At 53.2% G+C, this 24,109-nt stretch carries 17 protein-coding genes; 13 read left to right on the top strand and 4 right to left on the bottom strand.

Translation table 11 applies throughout. The features are described 5' to 3' along the window. Nucleotides 1–20 precede the first annotated feature (20 nt). From C5Y83_RS03470 to C5Y83_RS03440, 7 genes are read left to right on the top strand one after another with little or no spacing between them, the layout of a single operon-like run. Nucleotides 21–1,550: a hypothetical protein gene (locus C5Y83_RS03470; RefSeq protein WP_199194969.1), complete on the top strand. Its 1,530-nt coding sequence runs from the start codon at nt 21–23 to the stop codon at nt 1,548–1,550. Between the two features lie 40 nt (nt 1,551–1,590). Further along, a complete protein-coding gene (locus C5Y83_RS03465; RefSeq protein ID WP_105328251.1) occupies nt 1,591–2,274 on the top strand; it encodes a DUF3299 domain-containing protein in 684 nt (227 codons plus the stop codon). Further along, the gene (locus tag C5Y83_RS29740; protein ID WP_105328250.1) at nt 2,274–2,978 is read left to right on the top strand and encodes a DUF3299 domain-containing protein; all 705 of its coding nucleotides are present in this window, start codon (nt 2,274–2,276) and stop codon (nt 2,976–2,978) included. The genes C5Y83_RS03465 and C5Y83_RS29740 overlap by 1 nt, the downstream gene beginning before the upstream one ends. 41 nt (nt 2,979–3,019) lie before the next feature. Then, nucleotides 3,020–4,279: an MFS transporter gene (locus tag C5Y83_RS03455; RefSeq protein ID WP_105328249.1), complete on the top strand. Its 1,260-nt coding sequence runs from the start codon at nt 3,020–3,022 to the stop codon at nt 4,277–4,279. A gap of 39 nt (nt 4,280–4,318) precedes the next feature. Then, on the top strand, nt 4,319–5,497 hold the full coding sequence (gene eboE / locus C5Y83_RS03450; protein ID WP_105328248.1) for a metabolite traffic protein EboE: 1,179 nt from the start codon (nt 4,319–4,321) through the stop codon (nt 5,495–5,497). A 10-nt stretch (nt 5,498–5,507) separates the two neighbouring features. Further along, nucleotides 5,508–6,200: a prolyl oligopeptidase family serine peptidase gene (locus C5Y83_RS03445; RefSeq protein ID WP_105328247.1), complete on the top strand. Its 693-nt coding sequence runs from the start codon at nt 5,508–5,510 to the stop codon at nt 6,198–6,200. 32 nt (nt 6,201–6,232) lie between these two features. Continuing rightward, nucleotides 6,233–7,018, top strand: a complete 786-nt coding sequence (locus C5Y83_RS03440; RefSeq protein WP_105328246.1) for a DUF4013 domain-containing protein — start codon at nt 6,233–6,235, stop codon at nt 7,016–7,018. A 188-nt stretch (nt 7,019–7,206) separates the two neighbouring features. On the opposite strand, the gene C5Y83_RS03435 is transcribed toward C5Y83_RS03440, so the two are convergent. Next, nucleotides 7,207–7,680, bottom strand: a complete 474-nt coding sequence (locus tag C5Y83_RS03435; protein ID WP_105328245.1) for a hypothetical protein — start codon at nt 7,678–7,680, stop codon at nt 7,207–7,209. A 181-nt stretch (nt 7,681–7,861) separates the two neighbouring features. Between C5Y83_RS03435 and C5Y83_RS03430 the strand changes: the two genes are divergently transcribed. From C5Y83_RS03430 to C5Y83_RS03425, 3 genes are all read left to right on the top strand, one after another. Then, on the top strand, nt 7,862–9,151 hold the full coding sequence (locus C5Y83_RS03430) for a glucuronate isomerase (RefSeq protein WP_105328244.1): 1,290 nt from the start codon (nt 7,862–7,864) through the stop codon (nt 9,149–9,151). Between the two features lie 462 nt (nt 9,152–9,613). Continuing rightward, nucleotides 9,614–9,916: a hypothetical protein gene (locus C5Y83_RS29055; protein ID WP_146117606.1), complete on the top strand. Its 303-nt coding sequence runs from the start codon at nt 9,614–9,616 to the stop codon at nt 9,914–9,916. A gap of 207 nt (nt 9,917–10,123) precedes the next feature. Then, nucleotides 10,124–10,705 carry an RNA polymerase sigma factor gene (locus tag C5Y83_RS03425; protein WP_233207071.1) on the top strand — a complete coding sequence of 194 codons (582 nt, stop codon included), beginning with the start codon at nt 10,124–10,126 and terminating at the stop codon, nt 10,703–10,705. A gap of 145 nt (nt 10,706–10,850) precedes the next feature. Here the strand turns inward: C5Y83_RS03425 and C5Y83_RS03420 are convergent, their stop codons facing one another. From C5Y83_RS03420 to C5Y83_RS03410, 3 genes are all read right to left on the bottom strand, one after another. After that, nucleotides 10,851–11,192, bottom strand: coding sequence for a zinc ribbon domain-containing protein YjdM (locus C5Y83_RS03420; protein WP_105328242.1), 342 nt, complete (start codon nt 11,190–11,192; stop codon nt 10,851–10,853). Between the two features lie 129 nt (nt 11,193–11,321). Beyond that, the gene (locus C5Y83_RS03415) at nt 11,322–11,864 is read right to left on the bottom strand and encodes a hypothetical protein (RefSeq protein ID WP_105328241.1); all 543 of its coding nucleotides are present in this window, start codon (nt 11,862–11,864) and stop codon (nt 11,322–11,324) included. Nucleotides 11,865–11,870: 6 nt separating this feature from the next. Then, nucleotides 11,871–12,563 (bottom strand): hypothetical protein, encoded by a 693-nt coding sequence (locus tag C5Y83_RS03410; RefSeq protein ID WP_105328240.1) that lies wholly within the window; start codon nt 12,561–12,563, stop codon nt 11,871–11,873. Nucleotides 12,564–12,942: 379 nt separating this feature from the next. Here C5Y83_RS03410 and C5Y83_RS03405 point away from each other — a divergent pair, with 379 nt between their 5' ends. The 3 genes from C5Y83_RS03405 (at nt 12,943) to C5Y83_RS03395 (ending at nt 23,957) form a co-directional block, all read left to right on the top strand. Next, nucleotides 12,943–13,722, top strand: coding sequence for an inositol monophosphatase family protein (locus tag C5Y83_RS03405; RefSeq protein WP_105328239.1), 780 nt, complete (start codon nt 12,943–12,945; stop codon nt 13,720–13,722). A gap of 330 nt (nt 13,723–14,052) precedes the next feature. Beyond that, nucleotides 14,053–17,478, top strand: coding sequence for a hypothetical protein (locus C5Y83_RS03400; RefSeq protein ID WP_105328238.1), 3,426 nt, complete (start codon nt 14,053–14,055; stop codon nt 17,476–17,478). Beyond that, nucleotides 17,475–23,957: a hypothetical protein gene (locus C5Y83_RS03395; protein WP_105328237.1), complete on the top strand. Its 6,483-nt coding sequence runs from the start codon at nt 17,475–17,477 to the stop codon at nt 23,955–23,957. The genes C5Y83_RS03400 and C5Y83_RS03395 overlap by 4 nt, the downstream gene beginning before the upstream one ends. The last annotated feature ends 152 nt before the right edge of the window (nt 23,958–24,109 follow it).

Genomic DNA, 24,109 nt, shown 5'->3' with positions numbered 1-24,109 from the left:
AACCCAAGAGAAGATTTCTTATGCTCGGACGGCTATTAATTCTATGCGGAGCATTGGTCACCACGACCGTTTTCGTCGAAACCGTATCGGCGTGCCCATTTTGTGCAGCGGTTTCCCAGACGTTCTCGCAAGAGATCGACTCGATGGACGCAGCCGTCATCGCCAAATTGGTCGAGGTACCTGACACGACCTCGGAAGGGGCGGGTGTCGAAGCGACTTTTGAGATCGTTCAAGTTCTTAAAGGCGAAGAGCACCTCAAAGATACCAAGACGCTTAAGTCGTTGTACTATGGCGATGGGCGTAAAGGACGATTGTTCCTGATTCTTGGTACCGAACCAGAGAACATGATGTGGTCGACACCGACGCTCCTGACCGATCGCGGAGTGACCTACCTGAACGAGATCATCAAACTTCCAGCCACTGGCAACAAGCGATACGCGTTCTACCAAGAATATCTGGAAGACGAAGACGATATGCTCGCTCGGGACGCGTACGACGAATTCGCGAACGCTCCTTACAGTGCTCTGCACGAGTTGAAGCCAGAGATGAAGCACGACCAGTTGGTCAAGTGGATTAACAATCTGGACATCGCCGCCAACCGTCGTCGATTGTACTTCACCATGTTGGGTGTTTGCGGCAGCAAAGAAGATTTGCCGATGCTGGAGAAGATGCTCAACAGCGATGATAGCCGAGCCAAGCAAGGGCTCGACGCGCTAATCGGTTGCTACTTAACTTTGGCCGGTGCTGATGGCCTGCCGGAGATCGAAAAGCTTTACCTCGCCAACAAGGAAGCGGAGTACGCCGACACCTACGCCGCGATCATGGCGTTGCGATTTCATGGCACCGAAACCGATGTCATTCCGAAAGAGAAACTGCTGGAATCGCTGCATCTGATGCTCGACCGCCCTGCCCTGGCCGATCTGGTCATTGCCGACTTCGCCCGTTGGGAAGACTGGTCGGTAGCAGATCGCCTGGTGAAGCTCTTCAAGGAAGCGGACGAAGAAACCAGTTGGGTTCGCGTGCCTGTGATTCGCTATTTGATGGCCTGCCCCAAGCCAGAAGCCAAGCAGTATCTAATTGAACTCGAAAAGATCGATCCCGACGCGATGAAGCGGGCTCAAACCTTCTTCCCGTTCCAATCGCAGGCTGTTCCGGAGCGCCCTGCCGACAAACGGAAACCGTCCCAGGAAGAAGAATTGCTGGTCATGGCCGAAGTGGATGACCAGGCAATTGCTGACGAAAAACAGCTTGCTACCGAGCAAGATTCAGGGGAAAAGGTTGATACCGTAGTCGCAGCGACGACCGAGCGACCAGGCGAGCAAACCGCCATGGCCAAGCCAATCGTGACCCGCGACGAGTTGTCGACCGATGGCGATCGACTGCTGGCGGCCGCGATCACAGGAAAACAAGATCCGAACCGTGCTACCACTCCCAGCGTAGGAATTGTACAGCGTATCTTTTCGATGTCGGTTCCTATTCTAATGACTTTCGGATTGATCCTGGCCATTTCTGGAATCCTGTGGAACCCAGGAAACAAAGCATCGGTTTAGTACCGATTTAGCAACTCTTCTCTTCGTTCATAAGTTTGAAATGAGCACGACCTCCGAACCTAGTTCGCACTTCAGTGGTGATGTCGATCCGGCGATGTACGAGCAGTATCGCTCGATCAGTTCGCTGGCTGTCACCGCCCTCCTGATCGGCTTTGTTAGCTTGGTTGCGATCCTTGCATTCCCTTTGATCTTGATCTCGTTGATCGGGATTGCCTTAGGTGCCTGGGCCGCTCTTTCTGTCCGAAAGAACCGTGCCACGCAAACCGGCTTCCCGTTGGCGATCGTTGGCATCGTATTGTCGGCACTCAGCCTGACCGCCGGCACCGGACGCTATATTTACGAAGAGTACTATAACCTGCCACCTGGGTACGAAGTGGTGGCGTTTGGATTGCTGCAGAAACAGCCTGGGCAAAAGCTGCCGGTACCTGATTCGGCTCTCGAGCTCGATGGTAAGCAAGTCCTCTTGCGAGGCTACGTTTATCCGCACGCCGAACGAAAGAACCTGACCCACTTTGTGATGGTTCCCGACTTTGATACCTGCTGCTTTGGGGGGCAACCTGCTTTAACCGATATGGTCGAAGTTCGTCTAGCCGAGCCATTGAAGGTTGATTTCTCGTACAATAGACGCAAGATTGGGGGAACGTTGCGGGTTCACACCAATCTGAAGCAGATCGAGGACCTGACAGGCGTTTATTACGAACTCGAAGCCGACTTTGTCGATTGATGTATCTCACCCTCAAAACGCTCTCTTTGGCAAGTGTGCTGATTGCCCTGGCGATCAGCAGCTTAGGCTGTACTCCCAACGGAACTCCGCAGCCAACTTCTACCACCCATGATCCGATCGAGGCGGCTTCTTCGCCGCCAACCGATGTAACGGAGGATGCGGAAACGGAATCGGCTGATTCGCCTATTTCGGACAAACCTAAATCTCCCGCGAACGTGGAGGACATTGCTGAGCAAGCTGCGAGCCAGACGGATGATTCGGAGAATCTAATCGCCGCGGCCGATCCGCCGAAACCAACGGTAACCAAGAGCACCACTCCCAAGCCGCAGCCAGGCAAAACGATCGACATGACGTTCGATGACATCAAATTCGATATCGAACCTGATGCCGACTTTGAGCGAGAGATGATTCCCCAACCGATCGAAGACTTGAAGAAACAAAAGATTCGCATCGGTGGCTACATTCTGCCTGGCTTCCAAAGTCGCGACATCAAGCAGTTCGTTCTCGTGCGTGACAACATGGAATGCTGTTTCGGACCAGGAGCGGCGCTTTACGACTGCATCTTGGTCGAGATGTCCGGACGAGGCGTCGATTTCACTGTTCGTCCGGTTACCGTGGAAGGGGAATTCACGATCCAAGAGTATAAAGATGGTGACGGCAAGGTGCGTGCGATCTATCACATGCAAGGCACCAACGTCCGCTAAGCTTTCTCTCTTGCTTCTCTCGCTCCACGGAGTTTCCTGACGTGATCAAGCCTTCGGTGGAGATGCAAGAGACTTCGCGCGGAGCCAACGAAAATGCTGGCGTTTGGGCGGTTGGCAACGGTCTCGTCTCCACCACACTGGTTACCTACTTCGCCCAAAGTATTGGTGCTGGAAGTGGCGTCGTATCTTGGATTATCGCCGCGCCGAAACTAGTTGGGGTACTGCGATGGTTCGCGCCGTATCTCTTGAAGCTAGGCGGAGGCTACCGAGTCACCAGCATTGTAGCGTTTCTGCTTTCGACGCTCTTCCTGCTGCTACTACCCCTGTGCGCCCTTCCAGACATGTGGCCGTCGACGACTTGGGCGTTAACGTCACTAGTTGTCTGCTGGTGCCTCTATCATCTGGCAGAGTACTGCGGATTCGTCGTCTTCATCGCGTGGCTTGTGCAACTGGTGCCCAATCACATGCGAGGGCGGTTCTTTGGACTTCGCGAACGGTGGCTTACTGCAGGGAAGTTGTCTGGCTACCTTTTTGCCGGCATCTTGGCAGCGACGCTACGCGATGCGTTCGCAATCGATATGCGATGGATTTCGTATCCATTCCTGGCAATTTACGGTGCGATCGCAATGGCGGTCTCGGTGTTCCCTCTGAAGCGAATCCCAGAGCCCCTCTCATCGAACCAAACCCATTCGTCGTTTTTCGAAGATCTGAAGCACTGGCAAAACCCGCGTGCTTACTGGTTCTTGCTGTACGGCACTTGGTTTTCTGCAGCTAACGGTCTGTTCTCGACACTGCTATACATCTATCCCTATCGTGGCCTCGACATTTCGCTATTGCTTCCGATGCTCGTCTTAGCATTTATGCAACTGGGGCAGTCGGTGATTAGTCGCCCGGCAGGCGTTGCGATTGACCGCTTCGGCTGGCGGCCGGTCATGATTTTTGGACAGGTCCTCGTTGCCCTCGGGCCGTTACTGTTCAGCTTCGGCACGGCCGGCTATGTGGCGGGCAATCTTATTTGGATTGCCTATGCATTGATTAACGTCGCCTTGCCAATTGCCGTCGTCGATGGTCGGAGCGATTCGAGCGCGGGACCACCGCTGGCTTTGTACTTCGCGTGGACCGGGCTCGTATATGGCTTGACGGCCCTGCTGGGCTGGACGGTGGCCAACGAATTTGTGGATCCTAAGTCGCTGAACGATCCAGTTGCCTATCGCGGCTACTTCATCGCAGCGACCATGGCCCGACTATCCGCGGTGGTCCCTCTTCTTCTCCTCCCCGCTGAAAGCCGATCCGACAAGTGATAAACTCGTGGAATACCTCTCCACTTGCAAGGAATGACCATGACGATCCAATCCTGGACGGGCTATTGCACCAACGTTCACGCTGGGGCCACCCTCGAGCAAACTGAAAACAACCTGAAGACGCATGCTGCGCGGGTGCAAGAAATCCTCGGTCGAGACCAGCCCCTGGGAGTTGGACTTTGGCTTTCGGCTTCAACCGCTCAGTCGCTGATCGAACCAGGCAAGCTCGATGCTTTCGCCGAACTGCTGCGTGCGAACAAGTGGATCCCCTACACCTTTAACGGGTTCCCCTTCGGCGACTTCCACAAGTCGGTAGTGAAACATGACGTTTATTTGCCCACCTGGTGGCAGCCAGAGCGTTTGGCCTATACCAAGAACCTAGTGACGATTCTTGATCGTCTGCTTTCGCCGGGTGAAGAAGGCAGCATCTCGACGATGCCGATCGCTTGGGGCACGCCAGTGCCAACCGAAGAACAGTGGTCGCTTGCGGTCCAAAACTTGTTGAATCTGGTGGATCACCTGCACGCCTTGGAACAGCAAACGGGGCGACTGATTTATGTGTGCATCGAACCCGAGCCCGGCTGCTTACTCGATACCACGGAAGATGTCATCCAGTTGTTTCAAACGCGACTCTTCCCAGCAGGCGATCCAGAGCGTATCCGCCGCTACTTGCGTGTCTGTCACGATATCTGCCATGCCGCTGTTATGTTTGAAGATCAATCGACCGTCCTGCAAAAATATGCGGACGCCGGCATTGCGATTGGCAAGGTTCAAATTTCCTCCGCCATCGAAATCCGTTTCGCAGATCTTTCAGCAGAAGAACGTCAGGCAGTGCTTAACGAAGTTTCGCTCTTCGCCGAAGATCGATACCTCCACCAGACCACCGCGCGGGATGCCGCTGGGAATGTCCGGTTTTATGAAGATTTGCCGTACGCGTTGAACGAAGTTGCCGCCAACCCTCCGCAGGACGAAACATGGCGAATTCATTTCCATATGCCAATCTACCTCGATCAGTTTGGCCTGCTTCGCACCACGCAAGCTCGGATCTATGACTTCCTGTCCGAGATCAAGCAGTTCCCCGAAATCCGACACTTTGAAGTCGAAACCTATGCTTGGAGCGTTGTGCCAGAGGACTTGCGACAGTCGGAACTCGCCGCAGGTATCGCTCAAGAGATTCATTGGCTCCGCCAACAAATGACGCGTTCTACCCTCGCTTAAGAGAAACACCATGCCGGCTCATTCCTCGCATCAAGAAGCCCACCTGTTTGCTTGGAAAGATTCGCAAGGCAACGAGCGATCTTTTCCGTTCTGGTGCTATCTCCCCAAAAAACGACCAGAGGACGGCAAGCTTCCTTTGCTGCTCTTCCTCCACGGAGCGGGCGAACGGGGAACCAATTTAACATTGGTCACCAAGCATGGTCCTCCGAAATTGATCGAACAGGGGGAAGCGTTTCCCTTCGTCGTGATTTCTCCGCAGTGTCCGCTGGATCAGTGGTGGGCCATGCAGGAAAACGTGATTGGCCTGGCCGAGTTAGTCGAACAGGCGTACGCCGATTACCCCATCGATCCGACGCGCATGTATGCGACCGGTATGAGCATGGGTGGTTATGGCACGTGGAAGTTGGCGGCAATGTATCCCAAGCTATTCGCCGCAATCATTCCGATATGTGGGGGCGCTAATCTTTCAGAGATCGAGGCGTTGAAAGACTTGCCAATTTGGGCATTCCACGGACGCGAGGACGATGTTGTGCCTCTAATTCGGAGTCAGGAAATAATTGATCAGTTGTCGAAGATTGACAGTGACGCGAAGCTGTCCATTTATGACAATGTGCAGCACGATAGCTGGTCGGCTACCTATGCCAATCCAGAAATCTACGATTGGCTCTTAAGTCATACGACCTGCAATCCGTTTGGCTACTAATCCTCAAGAACTACAACCCAAGGTATTCGCCAATGTCATCTGACAATCCGTTTGCAGCACCTGAAGGAGGCTACAACCAGCCGAACCATAGCAGCGATGGAACGGTCCAAGCACGATCATCGATGGACTACCTCGAAGCGTTTGGTAAGGTATTTGAAAACTCGAACTGGTTTCTGAATGTCTTGATCCTTGGCCTTGTGGTCGTCATCGGTAACTACCTACTGTTCATCGGCGGGATCGTCGGAACAGGATACGGCATCACCATCCTCCACGAGAAATCGACTGGCAAAACGAACTCGTACCCCGACTTCGATCTCAACAAGTTCGGCGAATACCTGATCCGTGGTTTCTGGATGTTCTTGGTTGGGCTTGTCTTTGGTCTTTGCATGGCACCGATCGCCGTAGTACTCGTCGTTGTTCCAGCAATGTTACAAGCTACCGGTAACGACGCATTAGGGTTAATCGCTACTTTGCTTTTGTTTGTATTCATCTTTGCGTTTAGCATCATTGCCAATCTCGCCATCCTTCCGATTTTTATTCGGGCAGGTTTGACCTGTAGCTTCTCGGATGCATTCGATTTCGCATGGATTAAAGACTTCATGTCGAAGATGTGGGTCGAGCAGATTGTGGGCTTGATCGTTCTGGGAATTCTAAGTTGGTTTGTGATACTGATCGGTATGGTGGCTTTGTGTATCGGAATCATTCCAGCAGGCGGCGTCGTGTTGATTGCCTACTGGAACTTTATCACCCAGCTATATCAAGTCTTCGTCGGTCGCGGCGGACAACCGGTTCAGTACCGCGATTCCGGTTCGCTGTAAGCGGACACGAAGAATTTAACGACTCGCCAACCTCAGCCCGTCCGGCCGTCTTCGGCCAGGACGGCCGCGAAGAAAGTATCTTCTGTTTCGTCGGCCTGTGCTCGCTCTAAAAAGATCGGGCACGCCCCTTTCAGTTGGAAGACTTCGTTACTGTACCAAGCAACGACTAGGGGCCCGTTAAGTTTTACTCAAATGACAATCAAGGCCAACAACGCTATCAGCAAGCCAATGAGAGGCCAGGGCGTTTCAAGCCAGATCGCAAGGGCGACCATTCCTACGATGACCGCCAAGAGTAGCCCAATCCAGTACCACAACTGGCGACGCTTTCGGCAGCAACTTGAACAAATCGAGTAAGTGGCGATGCACCTTTTCTGCGTTAGTAGAGCGACGACAAGAAAAAGAGGCCAGGCAAGCAAGATCAAAAGCATCGTAGCCGGATGCACCCAAGTGAGCTTCTTCTTCACCCGAGCGGCCAGTTCATCCTCTTCTCGCACGACTTCACCACATGTGACGCACAGCAGAGGAAGCACAATGCTTTTGCCACCCATGATTTTCTTCTCACTGATCTGGAAATCTCCATGTTTGCCACGATGACTTTGCACCATCGATTCAGGAGAAGCGAATGGATTGATCGAATCCACCGGCGGGTCGTTCGAGGCCATGACTTGAGATACTCCGATTGGAGGAGGAATTTCCTTCGGACGTGCTGATTTTACGGCTTTTGTGAGCCATAATCGAACAAGAAGCGAGCTCATCCCGATGCATTGCCGTGGGTGATCTGTTATACCAGAGATGCCCCATTCTCAAACATTTTGAATCCCTTTCCCCAGGCAGACTCTGCCCATGTCGATCGAACTCCGTAATCGTCTTTTCGAGCAACTTGACCAACTGGTGCTGGTCGATCCGCACACCCATATCAACGCGCTCGACCCTTCTTCGCACACCTTGGCCGACATTCTGGGTTACCACTACTACACGGAATTGTCGCACTCGGCTGGCATGCCGAAAGAGTTGATTGAAGAAGAAGGGATTAGCGACAAGGAGAAGGTTGGGCGTCTGATCGAAAACTTCGGACCGATCACCAATACTATCCAATACAGCTGGTTCATTGAAATGGCCCAGAAGCTACTGGATTTCGATGGCGATTCGGTCACGTCCGATAACTGGGAATCTCTGTACGATGCGGCTGAGAAGAAGATGTCGGCCGACAGTTGGACCGAAACGGTCTTCGAGAAAAGCCGTCTGGAATCGGTCTTCCTTACCAACGACTTTGACGACCCGCTAGAAGGATTCGATACGAAGAAGTATGTCCCTTGCCTGCGAACCGATGACTTGGTCTTCCATCTGACCAATCCTCGCACCAAGGTTCGACTTCATGAAGCGACCGATACCGACGTAACCGACGTCGCTTCGGCTCGAGCTGCGATAGGCAAGCTATTTGAGCATTTCACCAGCAAGGGAGCGAAGGCGTGTGCTATCTCCCTGCCTCCTACTTTCGCGCCAGTCCATGTCTCGGACGCTCGGGCTGAAACGGCTCTTTCCGCCGTATTATCCAAAGGAGCCGACGCGGACGAAGCCGATCAACGGGCCGTCAGCAACTTTATATTCTGGACCCTCGCAGAGAATTGTCGCAGCTATAAGTTGCCGTTCGATTTGATGATCGGCGTGAACCGCAAGGTATTCCCGGCTGGCGTTTTCCAGGGGCAAGACTTGTACGATAGCCGCGTATCGCTGATCCAGTACAAAGACCTGCTGAACGCTTTCCCGGACGTCACCTTCCCCATCTCAGTGCTGGCCAGCGTCACCAACCAGGAACTGGTGAGCTACTCGTGGATTTTCCCTAACGTGGTCGCCAATGGTCACTGGTGGTATAGCAACACGCCGACCTACATCCAACAAGATTGTGCGGCCCGACTGGAAGCGATTCCGCGAACCAAGCAGATTGGTTACTACAGCGATATGTACAAAATGGAGTTCGCCCTGCCGAAGTTCGCCATGTACAAGCGAATTCTGGCCAAAGTGCTGGCTGAAAACTTCGTAATCGACCGAAGTTGGTCGGAAGAAGCCGCTGTAGAGCTAGGAACCCAACTTCTACGAGGCAATGTCGAAACGATCTTTGACGTCGGCAGATAGCCTAAATACTATCAGAGAAATAACTTAAGGCCGGTGCCGCTTGGTACCGGCTTTTCTCTTGGCCTTTCAATCGCCCCAGCCCTAGCTGAGCCCATCTGCTATCATTTTGTTTGCCTCAGGCAATCCGGCAGAGGGACGCGAACATTTTTTCGCCAATCCAACTTGCGTCGTAACCTATTTAGATGAAAGCACTTGCACATTTGTCACACAGTTCCAGTTGATCTAATTGAAATGATTCTGGACATTTTTTCGTCGGGTGGACGAACCTTTCTTTGGGGTATGGCATCTAGCTAATATCCCCGCTGACGGTTCTTTCGAATCGCACGCTGGGAGAATCTTTATTGTTGCCGAGCCGAGCTGGGCGATTTAAGATTCAAAGTCCACGCACTTGGAAGGTGCTTGGATTACTACTTCCACTTCATAGTTCTCTCACTGCGCGCAACTGCGTAGGAGGATGAAACAATGCGTTCCAACATCATCAACATTCGCGCCAATATCGCCGCCGTCGTCGCCCGCGTTAATGCGGTCGTCGTTGATGTTATTCGCAGTGCATCCGCCACCGGTTTGCGCCTCTACGGCCATACATGGCAACAGCAATATGGACCCACGTGGTTTAAACCAGCCACGTTAAAACCGTCCGATTGTGATGTGCCATGTCTTGCTCTGCGATGTCTAGGCGGCGGTCTATCAAGTACCGGCATGCCTATGTCGCTCTCGATGCGATTCCGAATTGAGGAATCGCTGGGCCAGATACCCAGAAGCTAAGGACCACCCGGTCCCGCACAATTTGCGAACGCTTCTGAGACGCTAGGCCCAAGAGTGACCGAGTTGTCTTGCTTTGTTGCGCTGCACGCTTCATTGCAAGTTTTCCAACTCGACCGCTGGGTTCCCTTTGCCGTGTGCATAGACGTCTGTCCGCGACTCCCTGCACTGATTTAGCCAGAACTGCCTTGATATATACGTCTGGAAACTATGATGAACGGAAACTTGTACAACGATGATCGCGACCGAATCGTCGAGTTGGTCGCACAGGCCCAGAAGGGTGACCGTGATGCCTTTGGCCAGTTGGTTGAAATCTTCCAGCCGGTTGTTTTCGCGATCGCTTTGAAGCGGTTGCGTCACTACTGGGAAGCTCAGGAGTTGAGCCAGGACGTCTTCATCCAGGCCATGGAAAAGCTGGACCAGTTGCGTGAACCGGCTGCTTTCCCAGGCTGGTTGCGTTCGATCGCAGCTCGGATGGCAATCAACCGGGCAGTTCGTCGGCCGAACGACTTCGCTACGGAACCAGAAGCATTGGCTTCGGTTTGCGTAGAGAACGAAACCCCGCTGCACGCAATTTTGGAAGTCGAACGTCGGGATAACCTGGCGGTCGGTATCAGCCGCCTTGGCGAGATGGACCGGGATACGCTCCAGGCCTTCTACGTCGACGGACATTCCTTGCGTGAAATGAGCGACGAGTTCGAGGCTCCGATCGGAACGATCAAGCGTCGTTTGCACGTCGCCCGTAAGCGACTGGCCAAGGAGATGGAAGAATTGGAGGCGGTCGCCGTCTAGGCGACCCCCACCCAACTTCCTGACCATAACCTAAGAGTTGACCGCGCCCCCAGTGCTCATTCCGAGCCTGGGGGCGTTTTAATGCACAGTAACCCGCGAAGCGTCTTAAATACCGATTTTCCGCGATGCGCGTACCCGGTCTTGGTCATACCTTTTTGACGTATTCCGACTTTAGTTGCATCGCGCCGATGCCATCGATCTTACAGTCGATATCATGATCGCCGTCGACCAAGCGAATGTTCTTCACCTTGGTGCCAACTTTCACGACCAAAGATGAACCTTTCACCTTCAGGTCTTTAATGACCGTCACGGTGTCGCCATCACTGAGTTCGTTGCCGTTGGCATCTTTGACGACAGGCTCGCCTAACTCTTCCTCGTTACTATCCGCCTTGCTCCACTCGTGACCACACGAAGGACAAACTAACATGTCTCGATCTTCGTAGGTATACTCCGAGTCACACTCTGGACAGTTCGGCAAATCGCTCATTTCAACTCCGCCTCTAATTCACACAAATAAATGCCAAATCAATCTCTGGCATCTGTTTCCTTTGAAAATAACCTTTCACCGCGCACTCTCGGTCGACGGCGCTGGTGTCAAGCGATTTAGCCTGCCTGATTAGTCACGCTCCGCCGCCATCCAATCGGAGTAATACATGAGTGTCTCTTTCAGCGGTGCCCAACGCCGACCACCAAGGAGCCGCAGATCAGCGACAGATTCTTGCTTGTTCGTGGATGTGACGATCATTTTGTCGCGTGGGGCAAAACGAACGTTGATAATTTCATTCCAAGGCATGGTCCGCAAGACCCATGCACCGTCATCCTCGAACTTGGCTTGAATCCCGTCGTCATCGATCATCAACGGAAAACGTTGTTGGGCTCGCTTCGCGCGCGTCCAATGATTAATCGTCGTGGCGATACAGCTCAACGTCATGAAAGTCAGAATACCAAGTGTGATCATCGCCCCGCCAAAACTCACGAGGCCAACCGCGATGACAAACTGAACCGTCGCGAGTCCCAACATCACAGAAAGTACAGCCGCGATGCCAGCCTGAAAGTTCTCCTTCGCAACGATCTCGCGATCGGTAACATGGAACACGAGACGTTCGGACCGCGATACATCAGCGGGAGAGGCGAACGGGTTCTCGTTAGGATCAGCCACTCAAATTCACGTCGTCAGCGGGACTTCTGATTCGCAGAAGGCACGATACTTGTCGGCCAATTGCTGCATCGCGTCTTTTCCTTCAGCCCTAACAAAGCGGACTCGGGAACGGCGAATGACCCCTTTTTCCAGATGCACGGTGAATAGCGGCAGCGTCACCTCAACGGCTTCTTCACTGGTGCGTTGGACCTGCATCGCTTCGCAGTCACCAGGATAGACGAATAAGCCATACTGCACGGCATCGAGACAGCCAACCACAGCTGCCATCGGGTTGATCAGGTCGGCACGATCGGTCGGCCCCAGCCCTGGCGGGTTCCAGTCACCGTCCGCGTTCATGGTGCTGATCGAGTTGGCATCCTCGAAGTAAAACTTCAACGACAACCCAGGATCAGAATCCAACAGCGAAGTTTGCCGGGACAGGATCATTTCGACTCCGTCTCGCCCTGGCAAAACACGGTTGTAGATCTCGGTCGAAAGATCATCGACCGTATAGCGTTCGACCAAGTCATCGCCACGGACATAGAAATCGTCTCGTGTTCCAATTCCCGCCAATTCCCACTGGACTACCTGCCAGTTTCTCGGCAAAGAGTGAAACTTGGCGTTCATCCTGTTGGGGAACGCCGCAATAGATAGCTGAAACGTTTCCGTGTTGCAGCGGTGAATGACGTCGTAATCGGAGATCCAGATCGAGTTGCTCATGGGTATGATTTTCGCCAATCCACGAGAAACGGAAACCCCGGCAAGAAATAAAAAAACCCCGTCGCTCACCAAGGCAAGTCGACGGGGCCGGAACAGAGAAGAGGCCGAAATTGTGGCACCGAAGCCGAAAAACTGCGATGCGGAATGATAAAGTAATTACCGCTGTTCCAGGGATGATGTAGTAGATGATACCAAAAATCGGAAGGGTGTCCACAATAAATTGACAAGAATTTAGGAATCCAGTCGCCGAATTTAGCCGGCTTTACGTTACAGCTAGATACCCCTGGATAGGCAAGTATCTCGGTGTCCGAAATCATGGTAAAAACGACCTACGGTACCGGTATTTATTACACGCCTCACCTGGCAAGAAAGAAACGTAATGTCTTCTTACTTAACAAGTTGCGAAAAGGCGGCCCGGGCTGCCGGCGAGGTCCTCAACCACTGGCGGGGCAAATTCAAGGTCCGTGAAAAGGGGCGAGCGGACCTAGTGACCGACGCCGACGTTGCCGCCCAGAAAGCGATCGAAGAGATCCTCATAGGTGACTTCCCAGACTTCGAGTTCCTCGGAGAAGAAGGACCGGCAGGCGTTTCCCGCAAAACAGGCAGTCCATTCTGCTGGATTGTCGATCCACTGGACGGCACAACCAATTACGTGCATGGATTGCCGAATTATTCCGTATCGATTGGCTTAGCAGAGGCCGGAACTGTAATCGCAGGTGTAGTTTACGATCCGGTGTTCGATCGCTGCTTCAAGGCCGAAAAGGGCCAAGGAGCTTTCCTGAACGATGAAAAAATCGAGGTTAGTTCGGCCCAATCCTTGGATGAAGCGCTGATCGCGGCTAGTTTCGCGGCGAGCATCCAGAAAGGATCGTCGGAAATTGATGATTTCGTCAACGTGTTGACACAATCGCGTGGAATCCGCCGCCTGGGCTCCGCAGCGCTTAACCTCGCCTATGTGGCCAGTGGATGCCTTGATGGCTACTGGGCTGGTTCCAACAAGCCTTGGGATGTCGCCGCTGGGGTAATTTTGGTCCAGGAAGCAGGGGGAATCGTTCAAGGCTATAACAATCAACCGTTCGATATTCAGCAGCCAAAGATTGTTGCAACAGCGACGCCGGAACTTCAGGCTGCGATGCAAAAGGAAATCTCGAGTTCTTAGCCGTCGGAGCCAGATTTGCCCTTCTGAGGACTATTCCACGAGTTGTGGGTGCTATAATTGGTGCGACTGGTATTTTTTTCGTAGTTTTCGCAAGCCAGCATGCTCAACCGTTTTCGGCATGTGGAGGCGACTGAATAAACTGGAATAACACGCCAAGTAGTGATTCGCTATCGCGGAAAGTGGGAAGCGTATTTCGACCGGGAACGTAATTAGCCTGCGTTCCACCTCTCGATACACGACAACTCCGCCCCATCGTTCACTCATGGCGACCACCTGCTCATCTTTGGGTGGCTCATCCGACTCCTCGTTGATCAGAAGTTCCCCGACTCCATGATTGTCGCGTGCCGCGAACACCGTTCCGCACAATTGAGGCACAGTCTCTGTGGCTGGGTACGCATTCTGTGCGTTCTGTCGCTCGCAATCACGCTGACATCATTCGCGGAAGCCCAGGTCACCGCTCCAATTCGCGTGGAAGAACGAGAACTCCCGATCTTCCTGCTTCCCGTCAAGGACGGCGTGATTACCGAGGGTGCCCAGTTAGAGCGAGTGCTCGACTTCCCCGCCGAAGCATTTCGAACTTGGTTCAAAGATGTCTACCTAAACCGCAACCCGAAGGGCCTTCCGAAATACTCGTTCGAAGGCGTTACAGCGGACATCTCCGTCGATGGTGAAAATGCCCTGATCAACGCCACGTACGAAATCGTGCCGCGTGTCAGTGGATGGATCCGTGTTCCGATCGGTTTACGGAACGCGGTCTTTCGCTCCGAGATCGTCACGACCCCTGAAATTCAAGTATTCGTCGATCCACCCGCTGACAACACGGTCGACGACGGCTATGCCCTGTGGTGTGAGATTCCCGCCGCAGCAGGCGCACCGTTGGCTCCTCTGAAACGTGAAGCCATTAAGCTTGAAGTCACCGCACTCGTTGCATTATCGACACGAGGTGATGAAACAGCTCTTGATACAAATCTTCCCGCCGACACTAAATGTCTTGTGAAAATCGACATACCAAAGTCAGGTGCAACGTTCTCGCATCACGGCAGCATGGTCGTCAAATCACTGACCGATCCACCGCCGCCGGAACACAGTGTGCAGCTCTTGGAATTCGCCGGAGGACCGTTAGGTCTCCACTGGCGATTCGATGAACAGTCCACGATGGAACGATCGGTTCAGCTTGAGGTGAAGGGCGCTCTCCGTGCATCGGTCGATGTCGAAAGCACGATTGTCACCGAAGCAAAGTTGGTTGTCTCAAGCAAGACAATCGAATTCGATTCGTTCGAGGTTCAAATCGACGACAGTGCGGAATTCGTGCCCTCTACGACGCCTGCATCGGGCTACACGATACGACCTCTCGATAGCCAAGGTCAGCGATTTGGAAATCGGCTATTGGTCGAACTCGCCGAGCCCACCAAAGAGCCTGTCACCGTCTCGATTACCACCAGACAAACTGAGCCGGTTCCCAGCGAACGTGGAAAACGTCAGTTTTCGATTGGCCAGTTCGACGTCGTCGGAAGCGATTTCCAGGAAGGCGTGCTCAACATCGTTGCGGCGAACAACGTCCACGTAATGTGGGACACGCCGACGTCGATGCGCGAGCAGTCAATTCGCACTGGTGACATCCCTAACATTCGCGCTTCGTATTCGTACGACCATCAGCCGGCTACGTTGATTGTGAACACTCAGCCGATTCAGTCGACCGCCCGGGTAAAGTCGGAATATGAACTCCGCGTCGGGGCGTTGGACTCAGAACTGGATGGCCGTCTGACATACCGATTGCCACGTACGTATCACGACGATCTCGTGATCGATATGAAAGGGTGGACAATTCACGGAGTCGACACGCAAGGGGCCGCGCAGTGGCAGCCGTCCGATGACGACAGTGGTCAGCTTATCCTTCCCCTGGCTGGCGAGACCGGTGCTGACACGATGTCGGTCGCCCCTTATCGGACCATTGAACTCACCATTCATGCTCGGCTGGATCATCCGATGCGTAATCCGGCCGATATTCAATTACCTTGGCCTATTCCCAGAGCCGAACCGTGGGGGACAGCCACGGTTAAGGTTATTCAAACCGATGATATCGACATTCGTTACCAATCGGAATTGAGCGATGGGTTTCAGCTCGATCGTAGCCAAAGCCAGGAAAGCGAACTATCAGGTCAGCGCGGAACGATTGTCCTTCGTGCCTCGCCGTCTCAAGAGGCCTTGAAACTTGGGCTCAGCTTAACCCCAGTCGTCCCTCGCTTGATTGTTGCGAGCAAGGCTTCCGTCGAGCTTCAGGAAGGTAATCCGCAATCTCAAATCCAACAAGAGTTTCTGTACGAACCGTTCCACTGCGTTCGCGAGAAGGCGATCCTGAATTTACCCGACGGTATCAATGTCTCAGAAGTGATGAGCGTACAGATCAACGGCGAAGCGGTTGCCGGTCAGTTGGTTGATCTTTCGACCGGTCGCACGATCGAGTATCCCTTGGGAGATGTCGCTCCGCCTTACAAGATTGAGCTGAAATATACGTCCCCTATCGAGACGATGAACGCGGACCGAAGTCAGTATCAGATTTCGTTACTAACCCCTAAGGTCGAAGACTTGGCGGCGGAGCGAATCGATGTCGACTTCAAGCCGTTCGAATTGACATTCCAAACACCCTACGAAGTCGATGTTCTTTCGCCCACGGAAGACTGGCAATCGTTTGGCACGGCGCTGACACCCAATACGGTCCAGATACCTGGCAACCAGTTTCAACAGGTTGAGTTCTCCGCTCCGTTTCTAACCCCTAAGTCTGACGACCGTGTGGTGGTCGACTTCCATTGGCTTCAGGTTGCGTTGACCGCGGACGAACGTCGTGATCGGGCAACTTACACGCTACGAACAACGGCGCCGAAGTTAACCGTCAGCTTGCCTGAGAAAGTCGACTACGCCGAAGTCTACTGGAATGGTACCGAGCAGGAATTTACCCAAGAGAAAAATCAAATCACGTTCAATATCACCGAGCACAATGAATCGGGCGGAGATCGTCTGGAGATCTGGTATAAATTCCCTCCTGGTGTCGGTATCCAGTCTTCAATGAACGTCGACTCGCCCGTGATCGAGAACGCGATTATCGGGAGTGGCCAACCAGGCAAAGAAACAGGGTACAGCTACCTACAGATTGTATCTCCTGGCAATTGGTTGATCCTCTCAGCTTCCGAAATGTCGGAAGAGATGGAATGGATGTGGAACCGAGGTCGATATCGACGAACGCCTCGTCTGAATCAGGATCAGCTCGAAAAACTCGCTAAGATCCATAAACAATCACAATTCCCGCAGGGAATGGACCGCTCTCTTTACAGCACCATTGGTCCGATAAAAGGGGTCCGAATAACGGCGGCCAAGACAAGTTACTTGATGCTAATGTTCTCTGGCATCGCTCTCGCAAGCTTAATGTTCCTGTTCTATGTACCACAGTCGCGGCATGCGGTCGTCTTCGGAGCAGTCGCGATTGCGGTTACCGGACTGGCGATGGCGTTCCCTGACTTTGCCGTATTGATTGGGCAGATGTCGGTTCTGGGGATGATGCTGGGGATTTTGGGAATCATGCTGTACCACATGTTTTCGTATCGTGCTCCGGTGAAGTCTGCCGTTCGGGCACGCTCGTCAAGCGACAGCCAAGCATCCGTTCCCGCGACAACGCAACCAACTTCGAATTCAGCCGGCCACTCCGCCGTCTCAACAACCTCGTTGCCCGCGACCGTTCCTTCCAGCGGCCAATCGCGATGATCGCACGCAAGCTCTTGAACCATATGACCTGCTTATTGCAGATCGGCCTGACGATCATGCTGTGGGCATGTTACGTACCGGCGTCCCAGGCACAAACAAAGCCTGAACAACCGCAGGTCCTCGAGTTTCAGCGGGTCTATGTCCCTGAAAACCGCTCGCAAGAATGGCCTCGTTCTGGGTTCGAGTTCGCTCCGCAGATGAAGCTGACCGACTTCGAGCAACTAGTGACCGAATTCACGCAGCAACAGGAACGTCAGCAGCAAGACTTGCCTGCCAATAAAATCACCTATCGCGCCTCTCTCAACGAAAGAACTCTCGAAGGGACTGCGGAATTCGCTCTCAGCGGTCAAGAGGAAGATAATCCGCGATTTGTTTCGTTGGCGGGTTCTAATCTCTTCTACTTCGATCAAAACGAACGTCTCGAAGCGATGCGATCGTTTTGGGTTGGCGGCGCCGGCAAACGTCAAGGCGTATTCCTGCGCGACGCACGGAACGACTTCAGCTTAGACTGGTCGTATTATGTCTCATCGCCATCAAATGACGAAACCAGAGTCGATCTAAACCTCGCCTTCGCCCCGCAAGTCGACTTCTACCTGACGCTTCCCGAGCGATACAAAGTCCTGCTCCATGATGGAATCCAGCTTGAACCGCCAAAGAGCGATCAAGCTGAAGTAATGCCAACACAGACTTGGCACTTTTGTCCACAGTGGCAAGGAAAGCTATCGTTTTCGTTAGTAACCAGCGACCGCGAATTCAAGCTCAATGAAGCCACAGCTACGCAGGCTTCCCGCTACCATGTGCAGAACAACGCTTGCGAGGTTAGCTCGGAGATAACCCTTCATCAACCGCCGCAGGGAGCGCTCGATCTAACAATCCCCAGCAGCTTGGTGGTATCGCGTATTTCGGTCAACGGTAGCGAGATTGATAATCTCGATATCCAGGAAACCGCGGGCCAGGACCAACAGCTTCGACTCCCTCAGTCCCTATTTTCCATGGGCGAGACCGCCAAGGTCGTCCTGCAGGGCTCTGCCCCGCTTACCATTACAAACTACTCGAAGATCGACTTGCCGCTGGTCTTCGTTTCTTCGCAGCCAACCGAATCGCATGTGGTGGCGGTGGAACTCGATGATGGAATCAACCTTTCGTATTGCATGCTGAAGAATGCTCAACAGGTCGCATTTCTACCCCACAATTCCCTCGGCCGTTCCAACCTCCAGTTTCGCCTGTTTGACGACACGGCCAAAATCGGTCTGCAACTCTTTCGCCCCGAGCACCAAATTCGATTTATCTTGGTCCACAAAGCCACCGTCGACGACCTAACGATACGGTCGGAAAGCGTTGTGCAAGTGGTCGACGGAGGAGATGCCGCGGAACATATCGAGCTACAACTGCTGCCCGGCTGGCACACCGAGTCGGTCGCCCTACGCAGCAACAACAACGACGTCCGCTGGGAGGAGACCACACGAGACGATCAACGTGTACTTCGAATAGAAAACACGTCCGATGCATCCAGCTTTAGGATCATGTTGCGTCGCACGCGGGAAAATGACTTTGGCAATTTGAAACTTGAAGACTTCCGTCCTTTCGCGCTAGTACCTGGGACTGGCAACCAAGAGTGGGTTTCGGTGAAACCGGAATCTGGATTCGAGCTCCAATTGGAACCGGAAGGTCTGGTCGCGCGTCGTGGCCGATCTGATGTTCCCCCAGAAATTGACGAAATATTTGGGGCGCAGTGGAAGACGCCAGCGTTCGAGATTCAAGGACGTTCTGACTTACGGCATCTGCTGCGAGTTAACCGTACTCGCGCGACCTATAAGGCCGTCGTCGATATCCAAACGCATATTCAGGAAACGTCGTACCAATCTTTGGCAGAGATTCGCTTGGAAGGCAACGGGCTGCTGCCGGAAACTCTTCTGATTTCGTCGACCAAACCGTGGCCAGCGAATACTAAGTGGACGACGCCTGAGCTGGAGACCGTTCCCTGGACCGCCGTCACAACCACAACCGGTGGTTCGGACGATCCAACACATCGTGAACTTTCCTACATCTACGAACTAAAGCCGCCATCGGAGAGTACATTTCCGCTGATTCTCCGCGGCCAGTTCCCTTCCGAAGACAAGGCATTTCAAACGCCGCTATTGTTGTCGGTTAGCTCGGCTGAAACGGGCACGCTGACATTAATTGCCTCGCGGCGCTGTCAAATTACAGCAGATCCTGTTTTGCTCCGTAAGGTTTACCTAGCCAATCCAACAAGTCCAGCCAATACGAACATCGTACGCTTTGAGTATCGCCCTAGCGAACTGCGAAGATTGGCAGCTTCGCTCGATACGCTTATCAATTGCCAATGGGATGAAGCCAGGCCTCTTCCACCAATTTTCGCGTCGCAGGCACTGCATGCCGTCAGCGTTGAAAACGATGGTCAACGTCGCATGACTTCCACTTGGCAAGTCGTTACAAGCCCAGACACCTTGGCCAGTTTTACGCTACCCCAAGGCTCGCAATTGACCTTGGTTCAATGGCAAGGCTCACCATGGTCGCGTTGGCAAGAACGGAACGGGCAAATCGAAGTCGAACTACCTGAGTCTGCTACGGCCGTCGACCTGGAACTTCAGTATGCCATGGATGACGGACCGATTCGGTTCGTGCAGGCGGTAACGCCGCAGTTTGCCTCGGCAGAGTTCCCGACCTCGACACACGAATATCGATTCGCACTAGGCAATCACCTGCAACACATCGTGTTGCCTCAAATGAGGTGGAATCAATTCGGCGAACATCTACGAAAGTGCCTCTGGACCGGAATCTGGCAATCTAGTTTTTTCGCCCCGGGTTCCCATGATTCGATTACGGACAACGATCTACATCGCTGGTCGGGGCAATCGATTTGGGTCGTGCATCAGGGGTCAGTGCTGGTGCTAAGCATAGCAACACTACTGACCTGCCTGCTAGTCGGCTGGCATTTCTATCCGCTTGCTACGCGAGGCATGACCGCGTTGCTTCTGGTCTTAGTCGCTGTTGCACCATGGCTACCAGAAGTTCTCTCCCCAATTTCTTCTGCTGCCTTCCTAGGAATTACCCTCGGGGGGATCGGTGGATTCTTGATGCTGCCATCGAACCGTATTGCGGACGCGTATCCCACTGGTTCTACGATTAAGGCAACCCGTTCCACAATTGCGACCAACAGCCTATTGCTTGCCGTCGTTTTGGGACTTGGCTTCGAGGGCATCTCGCAGATTCAAGCGGAAGATGCACCCGCTACCGGAAAACCGGCGCCTTATCCAGTTCTGATCCCGATCGACAACGATCGTAAGCCAATTGGTCAGGCCTATCTTCCCCAAGCATTTTACGAACGTTTGATTGCTTCGACTCAGCAGTCCGATAGCGAACTTCCGCGTGACATCGTCGAGGGAATTCGCTACGAGATATCCACCATCGATTCCGTACAGCCGGCGTCGGAAATCGCGATCACGACGTACATTGAAATCTTTGCGACAAGTACCAGCCTTTCAGCGAACGACGTTAGAATCCCATTCGATCCGCAACTAGGCGAGACCATCGAAACGGCGTTGCACAACGATAGCCTCCTGATCAACGCGTTTGACGAGGATACGGCTGAGTTGGTGATCCCGATCAAGGAATCAGGTGCACATTCGATCAAGATTCAAAGTACGCTTCCCGTTGCCGCGGAAGACGATGCCCCGCTGGAACTTCACTTGGACACGCCTTCCGATATCAGCACGGCAGTTACTATTGCCGACTCGATGAAAATGGGATCGCCCACGATCGCCTTTGGCGACCGAGAAGTTAGCGTCGAAGCCTCCAATATTCGCCAGACGATTCCTCTGGGGCCCGTTTCTGGTTTCGATCTGACATGGGATTCGCCCGCCCTACAATCGACGTTTGAATTCCAGGAATATGACTTACTCGAGTACTTAGAAGACGATGTCCAGTTGCGGATGCGTCTAAAACTAACCAATCGCCCTCAAATGTTGGGACCGATTTTGCTGAGCGTTGATTCGCGTCTGACGCTTAACATGCAGCAGTCGCTCGATTGGACGGCTGAGGTCAAGTCAAGCAGCGTAGCTTCGTCCACTCGTACCTATTCCATCAATCTTCTGGAAGGATTAACTCAGGACGACGAAATCGAACTGCGATTCACTTTGGAAGAGGCGCAGCAAGTCGGTCAGCTTCGGTTTCCGAATATCCGCGTTCTCAACGGCAGTTTACAGCGTCGCTGGGTCGCTGTAGCTGCGACGAGCCAGCTTCAAGTCCAGAGCCAGGCTCAATCACGAGTGACGGTTTTGTCGCAAGACGAGTTCCTCCGTGAATGGAATGAACCGGTCCCCGATTTTCGATTTGCCGTCAGTGTGGCAACCGTGGAATCGCTGGACTGGCTGATCTCAACACGACCGATTGCCACGCGGGGGAATGCGGATCTGAGATATCGAATCGACCTCGATGCCGACGGATACGACTTCAATATCAAAGCCCAAATCGAAACCTACTCCGGTCAGCCGCATCAATACGTAGTCGAAATATCGCCAGATTGCCAAGTCGATTCCGTGCAGTATCTGGTCGATGGATTGCTGCGACCAATCCAATGGCACTACGACACCAAGTCGGGCGAACTTGGAATCATGCTGCTAACAAATATCAGCGGACTACAAGAACTGTCGATTCAAGGACGCAAATGGCTCGCAGCCGATCAAAAGAATCTGGTCGTTTCGCCGATCAAGATCCGCGAGGTCCATACGGAGAATAGTCGTGTCCAGCTTTACCGTGATCATACGGTACTAGTTCGATCGTCGATTAATCCAAACCTGATTCCGATTCAGGAAGAGTCGATCGACGTGACCGATCTTAACAACGTCCCAGTTGGTTATTGGCAAGTGGCAGATGCCTCGAAGCCGGTTGTCTGGCAAGTCCTGCCCAATCAGGTCAATATCCGCGGCGACATTTTGACAGTCGTCAATCGTGTTGGCGGTGTTTGGACCATGCAGTGGATCGGGAAGCTAGATATCCGAAGTGGAAGCGTCGGCTATCTGCAATGGCTCGTTCCACCTGATATCACAATTGATACCGATTCGGTACAAGGATTCGAAGTTACCTCGTGGCCATTGCCTGACAAATCAGCCACGGTCTACCAGATGATTCCTCGAACTAGTGGTCCGCTGAAGTTCGAGTGGCGCGGCAAGCTTGAACCCACTCCTGGCAAGAGAGTTTCGTTCTCACCACTTCGCCTGGTCGGGCAACCGTACATCAGCCAATGGGTGGCAATCCCTCGCCAGATTGATCAGCAAGAGGTTTATGGGATCTCGCAGGAACTGCGGGGAACCGTCATTGCCGGTCTCTGGCTAACTGCGAACACGCCGCCCAGTTACCAATTACTCCAAGCAACGCGACCAGAATATCACTGCGAGATCATCCAGCGTACACACCCTACCGGGCAGCCAGTCGTCAGCTCCATTGAAACAACGCTGCACATTGATTCGCATAGCGACGCCTACGGCGTGATGCAAGCGACGGTGGTGCCGCAAGGCAACGGCGAGGTTGCTATAGATCTTGATCCTGAGATAGATGTTCTGGCCGCATCGGTCGACTTCGAGCGCCAGTGGCAATTGGAACGCTCTTCGTCCGAATCCGTTATCCTGCCACTTAAATCGAACAGTTTGCCACAAGTTGTCGAGATCGCGTTTCGCTCGCATCTCACTGCTGGTCAGCGTCCGCAACTTCAAGATGTTCCTCGCCCAAGATTCGCGTTCCCAGTGCGTGTTCAGGAGAAGCTACGGGTTTCACTTCCCCCCGACTGGGAAGTTGAAAACATGTCCAAGATCGATCAGTTGGCATGGAATCAGAATCTGGTCACGACTGCGTTTGCGATGAAGGATGCCTCGCGCGAAACGCAATCCGCGATCAATGCAAACGAGATTGCGCATTGGAATGATCTACGCATGGAACAAGCGTTTACCGCACTCAAGCAGTTCCAGGATCTTCTCCGTGCTCGTGGAGAAACGCCTGAGAACACCCATCAAATCATCACTGATCTCTTAGGCAGCAACACCGCTGAAGTCGAAGCATGGCCGGTCTCCGGCAAGACCAATTTACGGATCGCAAACGATTCGCTTTCTGCGGCAAGCACCAGGACGGACGAGAGATTCTCGTATTTCTCTCGGAAGGATATCGATCAGCCGATCCCAATTCGAGAGGCCATGGTGCATCGTGGCTCCCGCTGGCCCATGATTATCAGCAGTCTTTCATCCGTAATGATAATCGGTCTGATGTTCAGCAATTCGCCCATTCTCGTAAGCATTGGCAAACATACACGAGATTGGATGGGTCGCAATCCACAGATCTGTGGGATTCTATTGGGACTTTTCTGGTGGCAGTTTCTACCCCCTAATTTCGTTGGTCTGTTGCTGATTGTGGCCGTGGTTTGGGTATCAATTCCCTGGCGAACAAGTTCTCTATTCGGACGTGCTTAACATCGCACCGCCGCTAGCGTCCCAAAGCTGGTTTACCTGCGTAAAGCCGCGAGCTTTCGACTTGGCACATTTCCGGGATTCTGATAACTTACCTCTTCCTCAGCCCGAGAAAAGAACCTCATCGTAACGCTGTGGCTCATCTACGAAGACGA

The organism is Blastopirellula marina (assembly GCF_002967765.1).
Classification (GTDB): Bacteria; Planctomycetota; Planctomycetia; order Pirellulales; family Pirellulaceae; genus Bremerella; species Bremerella marina_A.
Note: the sequence above shows the minus strand (reverse complement) of the source record. Positions and strands in the feature narration are given on the sequence as shown.